Below are 9153 nucleotides of genomic sequence, written 5' to 3'. Positions count from 1 at the left end.
GACGGTGAGTGCAAGTTTCTTCATTGGGGTTCCTCCTTAGCGGACCTTGATCCGGGCCAGTTCCTGGCCATCGGGCGACATGACATGGGTGGAACATGCCAGACAGGGGTCGAAGCTGTGAAGGGTCCGAAGGATTTCCACCGGCTCTTCGGGACGTTCGACCTTGGTATCCATCAGGCTGGCCTCGAAAGCGCCGATATTTCCGGCGGTATCGCGGGGGCTGCCGTTCCAGGTCGTCGGCACGACGCATTGATAATTCTCGATGCGGCCGTCCTTGATCTTGATCCAGTGCCCCAGCGCCCCGCGCGGCGCCTCGGTCGCGCCCACGCCCTTGGCCTCTTTCGGCCAGGTCTTCGGATCCCATTTCGCCACATTGGCGGTGGACTGGTCGCCATTCTTGATATTGGCGATCATCTTGTCGAAGAAATGCTTCTGCAGACGCCCGCAATATTCCGATTCCAGCGCCCGCGCGGCAGTGCGGCCCAGGGTCGAGAAGATCGCGGTCAGGGGCAGGCCCATCTGGCCCAGGAAGCTGTCGACCTGGTTCTTGATGTCTTCATGCCCCTTGGCATAGCCGACGATATAGCGGGCGAGCGGCCCCACTTCCATCGCATGGCCCTTCCAGCGCGGCGCCTTGATCCAGCTGTATTTCGCCGCCTCGTCCAGCTGTTCGATATTGGTGCGCGTGCCCTTGGCATTCGGCCCCAGTTCGAAATGCGGCGCGGTTTCGCCATCCCAGGGGTGCAGGCCCTTGCCGGCCTCGGCCCCGGTATATTGATACCAGGAATGGTCGACGAATTCCTGGATCTCGTCGGGATTGCGCATGTCGACATCATGCACTTCGTTCAGATTGCCGTTGATGATCGCGCCGCGCGGCAGATGCAGCTGCTCGGCCGAGAAATCGTTCGGATGTTCGGGGATGTCGCCATAGGCCAGCACCGACTTGCCCGACAGACCGCCGCCATAGAGCCAGTTCTTGTAGAAGCTGCCGATCGCCGCCACGTCCGGGATATAGACGTTGCGCATGAACGCGAGGCCCTGGTCGATGATGCTGCTGACATGGTTCAGCCGCTCCATGTTGATCGCGCCGACCGCGCCCGTGGAATGGACGTTGATCGGGCAGGGCACGCCGCCCACCAGCCAGTTCGGGTGCGGGTTCTTGCCGCCGAAGATCGTGTGGATCTTGACGATTTCCTTCTGCAGATCCAGCGCTTCCAGGTAATGGGTCGTCGCCATCAGATCGGCTTCGGGCGGCAGCAAGTAGGCCGGATTGTCCCAGTAGCCATTCTTGAAGATGCCCAGCTGGCCCGATTCCACGAAAGCCTTCAGCCGGTTCTGCACATCGCGGAAATAGCCTGGCGAGGACAGCGGGTGGTTCGGCCCGACCATCTGCTGCAGTTCCGACGTGGCCTTCGGGTCGGCCTTCAGCGCGTTGACCGGGTTCACCCAGTCCAGCGCGTGCAGATGGTAGAAATGGACCACATGGTCATGGATCTGCAGCGCCAGCTGCATCAGGTTGCGGATCGAATTGGCATTGTCGGGGATGGTGATCCCCAGCGCGTCTTCCACCGCGCGGACCGAGGTCAGCGCATGCGTCCCGGTGCAGACGCCGCAGATCCGCTCGGTAAAGGCCCAGGCATCGCGCGGGTCGCGGCCTTTCAGGATCACCTCAAGCCCGCGCCACATCGTGCCCGTGCTGACGGCGTTGCGGATGATGTTGTTCTCATCCACGTTCACTTCGCAGCGCATATGGCCTTCGATCCGGCAGACCGGGTCGACGACGATGCGCTGACCGCTGGTATCAAGGGCAAAGCCGTTCGGCGTGTTGATCGTCATTGCTTAACCCTCGACCTTTTCTTGCGTCTTCTTCTGGGCGCGTTTCAGCGCGGAAATCGCGGCATGCACGGCCACCGCGCCGCCGACCACGCCGGCCGCCGCCAGGCCGACCTGATCGGCATTGGCCTCGACACCGAACTGGGTCAGGTCGGTCACCCGGTCGTAGAAACTGCCCTGATCCCAGAACCCGTCTTCCGAGCAGCCGATGCAGCCATGGCCCGACTGGATCGGGAAGCTCGTCCCCTCGTTCCAGCGCACGGTCGAGCAGGCATTGTAGGTGGTCGGCCCCTTGCAGCCCATCTTGTACAGGCAATAGCCCTTGCGGGCGTTTTCATCGTCCCAGGCCTCGACGAACTGGCCGGCGTCGAAATGCGGGCGGCGATAGCATTTGTCGTGGATGCGCTGGCCGTAGAACATTGCCGGGCGGCCCTGACGGTCCAGTTCCGGCAGGCGGTCGAAGGTCAGCATATAGGTGATGACGCCGGTCATGACCTCGGCGATGGGCGGGCAGCCCGGCACTTTGATGATCGGCTTGTCGGTGATGACCTTGTGCACCGGGGTGGCGCGGGTCGGGTTGGGGGCGGCAGCCTGAACGCAGCCATAGCTGGCGCAGGCGCCCCAGCTGATCACGGCCTTGGCGTCCTTCGCCGCCCATTTCAGCTGTTCCACAAAGGGCTTGCCGCCGACGATGCAGAACATCCCGTCCTCGTTCAGCGGCGGGTTGCCTTCGACGGCCAGGATGTAATTGCCCTTGTATTTCTCGATCGTCTCGGCCAGCGCCGCTTCGGCCTGATGACCGGCCGAGGCCATCAGCGTGTGGCTGTAATCCAGCGAGATCATCGACAGGACCACGTCCTTGGCCAGCGGGTGGGCGCCGCGGATGAAGCTTTCGCTGCAGCAGGTGCATTCCAGCCCATTGACCCAGATCACCGGCGTGCGCGGCTTGGTCTCCATCGCATGGGCGATCTTCGGCACGAAGGCCGGGCCAAGGCCCAGCGCCGATGCCGTCAGCGAACAGTATTTCATGAAGCTGCGCCGGGTGATCCCCTGGCGGCGCATGACCTCGTAGAAGGTCTCGATCTGGCTCAACGCTGGCCCTCCCTTGTCCCTTAGCCGTGCGGGCCCGCCCAAGGCGCAGCCCTCCGATCCTTAGGGAAACAGGCCGGGCCGGGGCAAACAAAGGGATTCCACCGAAAGCCGGATTCCGGGTTATTGCTTTTCGGTCAGGGGGTTGGGCCAAGGTGGCGCTTCGGTATGCGGTCGCATGCTAACCGGCTTTCCGCCTGGCCGGTCACGAAGCTTCCGCAGCAAGAATGTGCCGCGCCGCGGCGATGACGGCCTGGCCCAGGGCAAGCCCGCCGTCATTGGCGGGCGTCGTGCGATGGGTCAGAACGGGCAGGCCCGTCAGCGCGTCAAGGGTCAGTTGCAGCAGGGCCGTGTTCTGGAAACATCCGCCCGACAGGGCGACAGCCCGCGCCTCGCCGCTTTCGACCAGCGCCCGCGCCTGCGCGGCAAAGGCCTGTGCCAGACCCGCCTGAAACCCGCCCGCCGCCTGCGCCGCGTCGGGCCAGAGCCCGGCCTGCAGGGCATGAAAGCCCGGCGCCGGGTCAATCTGGCCACCGTCAAGATCAAAGCGCCAAGGCGCCGCACCCTGTGCCAGCGCCTCAAGCCGCATCGCCGCCTCGCCCTCATAGCTTTGCCGCTCGGGGCACAGGTCCAGACAGGCCGCCACCGCATCGAACAGCCGCCCCGCGCTGGAAGACAGGGGCGCATTCACCCCCGCCGCCACCGCCTGCCGCAGCACGGCGCGCGGCGCGGCCGGGAACAGCGCATCGGCCCAATCCGACAGGCCCGCCTGATCCAGCCGCGCCAGCGCATTGCGCCAGGGCTCTGCCGCCGCCCGGTCGCCGCCGGGCAGGGGCGCGGGCTTCAGCCAGGCCCGCCTTTCGAAACCTACATAATCGCCCAGCAAAACCTCGCCGCCCCAGACCGTGCCATCCGGGCCAAGCCCGGTGCCATCCAGCACAATCCCCGCCACCTTGCCGCCGTCCAGGGGCCAAAGGTTCTCGGCCAGACAGGATGCCAGATGCGCATGGTGATGCTGGACGCGCTGCAGCGCCAAGCCTTCGGCCTCGGCCCGCGCCGTGCCATGTCGCGTGGCGCGGAAATCCGGGTGCAGGTCCACCGCCACCAGCGCGGGCCGATGATCGAACAGCGCCGCATAATCGGCATCGGCCTGGCGGAAGGCATCCCAGGTCAGGGCCTCGTCCAACTCGCCCAGATGGTGACCCAGCAGGGCCTGGCCGTTCTTCACCAGACAGATCGCCGCCTTCATCTGCCCGCCATAGGCGACAAGCTGGGGCGCGGCCTCAAATCCCGGCGGCAAGGGCAGCGTGCCCGGCACCCGGCCCCGCGCCCGGCGCAAGACCATCGGCGGTATGGCCCGTTCGACCGTATCGTCCATACGCCGGGCGATGTCGCGGTCATGGATCAGGAAGCCATCGGCAAAGCCCCCCAGCTTTTCGCGCGCTTCCTGATTGCCGATCACCTGCGGCTCGCCCGACAGATTGCCCGACGTCATCACAAGGGGGCCGCCAAAGCCATCCAGCAGCAGATGATGCAGCGGCGTATAGGGCAGCATCACGCCCAGCGTATCGATGCCGGGGGCCAGCGCCTTGGGCAGAGTGCCCAGCGACGGCATCAGCACCACCGGCGCCGCCGGATCGCGCAGCAGCGCCAGATCGGCCTCGGTCGCCGCGACGATCCCGGCCAGATCCGCTTCGCGCGCCATCAGCGCAAAGGGCTTGCCGGGCCGCCGCTTGCGGGCCCGCAACAGCGCCACCGCCTCGGCATTGCGCGCATCGCAGGCCAGATGAAACCCGCCCAGCCCCTTGACCGCCAGAATCCCGCCGCGCCGCAGCAGCGCAACCGCCAGCGCGACCGGATCGCCCGCGACCTCGGCCCCCCCGGCCTCGAACCACAGCCGCGGCCCGCAGGCGGGACAGGCCACCGGCTGGGCATGAAATCGCCGGTCGCCGGGATCGGCGTATTCGGCCCGGCAGTCTTGGCACATGGTGAAGCCGGCCATCGTGGTCTGCGCCCGGTCATAGGGCAGACCGTGCAGAATGGTGAAACGCGGCCCGCAATGGGTGCAATTGGTGAAGGCATAGCCGCGCCGCCGCCCCGTACCGCGGATTTCCGCCAGACAGTCCGGGCAGGTCGCCGCATCCGGCGTCACCCGCGTCTCGGCGCCCGTCCCGCGCGAGGCGGCGATCTCGAACCCCTCGGGCAGGGCGCCGGTAAAGTCCGAGACTTCGACCGCATCCACACGGGCAAGCGTCGGGGCGCGGCGGGGCAGGGCGTCCAGAAACCCGTCCAGCCCGGGCCCGGCCGCCTCGATCAACACCCCTTCGGGGTCGTTCAACACCCGGCCGCGCAGCCCGAATTCCCGCGCCAATTTCCAGATATAGGGCCGAAATCCCACACCCTGCACCTGGCCCCGCACCCGGATCGAAACGCCACTCTCTTTCATCTGTCCCTAAATATCCCGGGGGTCCGGGGGCAGAGCCCCCGGGCGTTGCGGCTAATGCACCGTACAGACCATACAGGGATCGAAACTGCGCACGATATGCTGAACCGAGACCGGCGTGGTCTCGCCCGGCTGCACCGGCGCGCCCTCCAGCGCCGCCTCGACCGGCCCGGGCACGCCCGCCGCATCGCGGGGCGAGAAATTCCAGGTCGTCGGTGCGATGATCTGATAGCGGGCGATCCGGCCGCGCTCGATGGTCAGCCAATGGCCCAGCGCGCCGCGCGCGGCCTCGACCAGGCCCATACCGGCGCCATCGCGCGGCAGGGTTCCGCGCGCCATGAAAGCCGCCTCGGGGCGGATGCCGGTGGCCAGCGTCTCCATCACCAGCTGCGTCCGGGCGATTTCCAGCAGCCGCGCCGCCACCCGGGCCCGCACCCCGCCTTCGGCCGCCAGCGCCAAAGCCAGCGGATGGCCATCGACGATCTGACGGGCCAATGCGCCCGTCTCGACCGTACGCCCGTCCAGCCGCGGCGCCTTGCACCAGCTATAGGCCGGGGCGGCCATGTCTTCATCGGGCCGCGTCTCGCCCTGCGACGGATGGCGCGCCTCGCCCAGCATCCAGGCATGCGACAGATCCTCGCGGATCGCGGCCGGATCGACGCTGCGCCGCGACCCGTCCCAAAGGCCCGCCGCAAAGACCGGCCCCTCGGGCAGGGGATAGGCGCCGAAGGACAGATAGCGGCCCGACCCGCGGCCCAGATGCGCCAGGTCCAGATCGGCGGCGGCCTCAAGAAACAGGGCGACATCGCCGGTGGCCCAGCGCTCCAGCGCGGCCAGCGACGCGAGGTCGGCAAAAGCCTCGACCGGGGCGCCGAACAGCACCTCTTCCAGATAGCGGCGGAAGCTGCGCAGCGTGGCCAGGATCCGCGCCCGGTCGCGCGCGGTGGGCGCCTTGGTCACGCCGCCGGGCTGGATCGCCAGCGTATGCGGCCATTTCCCGGCCATCATGCCGAGAATATGGAACAATTCCGCCCGCGCCGCCACCGCGCGCGTCAGGGCCGATCCGGTGGCCGCGGTGAAACGGTCGACCATCCGGCCGTGCCAGGGGCGGGTGTCATAGACCGGACGGGTGAAATCCGGCATGAAGAACAGGTGAAAATGCGTCAGGTGGTCGGCGACATTCTCGACCGCATGGATCAGCGCGGCCACCAAAGCGCCCTGCGGTTCGGGCGCCAGACCCATCGCATCGGCCAGCGCCCGGGCCGCGGCGGCCGACTGGCTGATCGAGCAGATGCCGCAGATCCGTGGCGTGATCGTCAGCGCATCGCGCGGATCGCGGCCTTCCAGCATCCGCTCGAAGCCGCGAAACAGCGGCGCGTTGATCCGTGCCGCGGCGACGCGCCCCTCGGCAATCTCAAGCGTCACTTCCAGATCGCCCTCGACCCGGTTGAACGGGCCCATGACCAGACGCGCGGGGCCTTCGGTCATTTCTTCGTCCGCAGCGTCGGCGGCACCACGATCCGGTCGGCCACGGCATTGCGGCCGATCCGGTCGGGCGTGGCGGCCTTGGACAGCGAGGCCAGCGCCATGAACCAGGCCTTCGGCATGTCGGTTGGCAGGCCGACCGGGATGCCGGCCAGTTTCGGCGTCTCGGTGAAGGCATGGCGCGGGTCTTCGAATTCCGGCGCGGTGCAATTGATGCAAGGATATCCGCCCCGGGTGCAGGACCCCTCGCCATTCCAGGGCCTGATGTTGCAATCGCCCACCGCCTGCGTGCCGATGCAGCCCAGGTTTTCCATCATGCAGCCCAGATCCGACAATTCGCGCGCCGAGGCCTTGTATTCGTAGAATTCATTCTTCGGGCAGCCGTGATGCACCAGGTTGTCGGCATAGAAGCGCGGCCGCTGCAGCCCGTCCAGATCGCCCGCCGCCAGCGCGCCGCCGGCCAGCAGCATCAGCGTTTCGGTGACCCAGCCCGGATGGGTCGGGCAGCCGGCGATGTTGATCACCGGCAGGCCCGCGCGGCCGCGGAAGGCCGCGGGCAGCAGACCGCCGGGCAGGGCGCCGTCATATTGCAGCCCGCAGGCATCGGACGGATTGCCGCCCGCCGCCGTCACCCCGCCATAGGCCGCGCAGGTGCCGACCGCGACCACATGCTGCGCCTTTGCCGCCAGCGCCTGCGTCCAGTCCATCAGGCTGCGGCCGGTGCCCGACAGCATCTGATAGCGCCCGGTGCCCCGAGGGCCGCGGGCGATCGCGCCCTCGACACAGAGGATGTCCAGCGGGATTTCCCCCGCCTCGACCGCCTGCAGCAGCGCCAGCGCCTCGGCCCCGGTCTCGCGCGACAGGGCGGGGTGCCAGAGCAGGCTGATGCCGGCATCCGACAGCGCTTCCACCGCCGTGGGGCCCTCGGCGCAAAGCAGCGACATGGTGCAGCCGCCGCAGCCAGAAGCCTGAATCCAAAGCAGATTCATCCCGAAATCCCCTGGGCCGGCAGATCCAGCAGGAAGGCCGCGCCAGAGCCGGGCCGGTCCTGCAGCGTCAGATGGCCGCCATGTTCCTCGGCGATCTTCAGGCTGATCGACAGGCCCAGGCCGGTGCCGCGGCCCACGGATTTGGTGGTGAAGAACGGATCGAAGATCGAGGCCCGCACCTCGGCCGGCACGCCGGGGCCATTGTCCGACACGGTCAGCCGGGCGCGGCCCGCCTCGGCGGCAAGGGTCAGGGTGACGGCGCCGCCCTTGCGCCCTTCGACCGCATCGACGGCGTTCTGCACCAGGTTCATGACGATCTGCTGGATATGGCCGGGCCGCCCCCAGGCCTGGACCGTGCCGGGGCCGTCGATGGTCAGGGCCGGGGCCTCTTTGGCGCCGCGCAACACCCAATGCGCCGCGACCCGCGCCGTTTCGGCCAGATCGAAGGAAACCCGCTCGCCCGCGCCGTCCGACGACAGGCGGCGCAGATCCTCGACGATGTCGCGCACCCGTTCGGCGCCGTCGCGCGCGCCCTGCGTCGCCTGGCGCAGATTGGTGATTTCGCGATCCAGCCGCAGCTGTTCGCGCAGGGTCACCAGATCCTCGCGGCTGGCGCCATCCTGGACCCGGGCGAAATAGGTTTCGAACTTGCCGACATAGCGGTCCAGCGCATGGGCATTGGCATAGACGAAGCTGATCGGATTGTTCAATTCATGCGCCACGCCCGCCAGCAACCGGCCCAGTGAGGCGAGTTTCTCGTTGCGCACCAGCAGGCTTTGCGCCGATTTCAGCGCGTCATGGCTTTCGGTCAGCTCGGCATAGGCCCGGCGCAATTCGCCCAAAGGTCGGCCGGTCAGCACGAAGCCCGCCACCCGGCCGCGGTCGTCCAGCCGCGGCGCGACCGACAGTTCCAGGGGCTCCGGCCCATCTGGCGTGGCCAGGGCCAGCTCCAGAACGGCCGGGCGCCGGTCGGCGCGCAGCCGGTCCAGCACCTCGGCCAGCCGTGCCGCATCTTCGGGCGGCACCAGGCGGGCCACATCCTGCCCGGTCAGCGCCTGCGCCCGCGCGCCGCTGCGGGCCAGAAGCGAGGCCGAGACCTGTTCGATCCGCCCCGCCCGGTCCAGCACGATCAGCACATCTGAGACCGAGGCGAGGATCGAGGTCAGGAAGGCCTGCATGTCCTGCAGCCGGGCATTCTGGCGTTCCAGCTGTTCCTGATAGTCGACCAGATCGGCATAGGTGCGGTCGACGGCCGACAGAACCTCGATCCAGGCCTCTTCGGGCATGGCGGCGGGGCGGGCGGCGGGAAGGCCG

General features: G+C 67.9%; 6 protein-coding genes. All 6 read right to left on the bottom strand.

Annotated elements, in window-relative coordinates:
* Positions 1–36 precede the first annotated feature (36 nt).
* The 6 genes from K1Y73_RS15115 to K1Y73_RS15090 all read right to left on the bottom strand — a co-directional run bounded on the left by K1Y73_RS15115 (position 37) and on the right by K1Y73_RS15090 (position 9125).
* A complete protein-coding gene (locus K1Y73_RS15115; RefSeq protein WP_225029137.1) occupies positions 37–1836 on the bottom strand; it encodes a nickel-dependent hydrogenase large subunit in 1800 nt (599 codons plus the stop codon).
* Between the two features lie 3 nt (positions 1837–1839).
* The gene (locus tag K1Y73_RS15110; RefSeq protein ID WP_225029136.1) at positions 1840–2925 is read right to left on the bottom strand and encodes a hydrogenase small subunit; all 1086 of its coding nucleotides are present in this window, start codon (positions 2923–2925) and stop codon (positions 1840–1842) included.
* Positions 2926–3127: 202 nt separating this feature from the next.
* The gene (gene hypF, locus K1Y73_RS15105; protein ID WP_225029135.1) at positions 3128–5368 is read right to left on the bottom strand and encodes a carbamoyltransferase HypF; all 2241 of its coding nucleotides are present in this window, start codon (positions 5366–5368) and stop codon (positions 3128–3130) included.
* A gap of 51 nt (positions 5369–5419) precedes the next feature.
* Entirely contained in the window at positions 5420–6853 is a 1434-nt protein-coding gene (locus K1Y73_RS15100) for a nickel-dependent hydrogenase large subunit (RefSeq protein ID WP_225029134.1), read from the bottom strand.
* Positions 6850–7839 carry an NADH-quinone oxidoreductase subunit B family protein gene (locus K1Y73_RS15095; RefSeq protein WP_225029133.1) on the bottom strand — a complete coding sequence of 330 codons (990 nt, stop codon included), beginning with the start codon at positions 7837–7839 and terminating at the stop codon, positions 6850–6852. The genes K1Y73_RS15100 and K1Y73_RS15095 overlap by 4 nt, the downstream gene beginning before the upstream one ends.
* Complete coding sequence (locus tag K1Y73_RS15090) at positions 7836–9125, bottom strand: sensor histidine kinase (RefSeq protein WP_225029140.1); 1290 nt, start codon at positions 9123–9125, stop codon at positions 7836–7838. The genes K1Y73_RS15095 and K1Y73_RS15090 overlap by 4 nt, the downstream gene beginning before the upstream one ends.
* Between the last annotated feature and the right edge of the window lie 28 nt (positions 9126–9153).

This window comes from Xinfangfangia pollutisoli (assembly GCF_020179405.1).
GTDB lineage: Bacteria > Pseudomonadota > Alphaproteobacteria > Rhodobacterales > Rhodobacteraceae > Pseudogemmobacter > Pseudogemmobacter pollutisoli.
Note: the sequence above shows the minus strand (reverse complement) of the source record. Positions and strands in the feature narration are given on the sequence as shown.

Bases quoted from the DNA above. Each gene is read 5' to 3' on its own strand.
- K1Y73_RS15115 (WP_225029137.1), bottom strand. From the start codon at position 1,836: ATGACGATCAACACGCCGAACGGCTTTGCCCTTGATACCAGCGGTCAG.
- hypF (WP_225029135.1), bottom strand. From the start codon at position 5,368: ATGAAAGAGAGTGGCGTTTCGATCCGGGTGCGGGGCCAGGTGCAGGGT.
- K1Y73_RS15100 (WP_225029134.1), bottom strand. From the start codon at position 6,853: ATGACCGAAGGCCCCGCGCGTCTGGTCATGGGCCCGTTCAACCGGGTC.
- K1Y73_RS15095 (WP_225029133.1), bottom strand. From the start codon at position 7,839: ATGAATCTGCTTTGGATTCAGGCTTCTGGCTGCGGCGGCTGCACCATG.
- K1Y73_RS15090 (WP_225029140.1), bottom strand. From the start codon at position 9,125: ATGCCCGAAGAGGCCTGGATCGAGGTTCTGTCGGCCGTCGACCGCACC.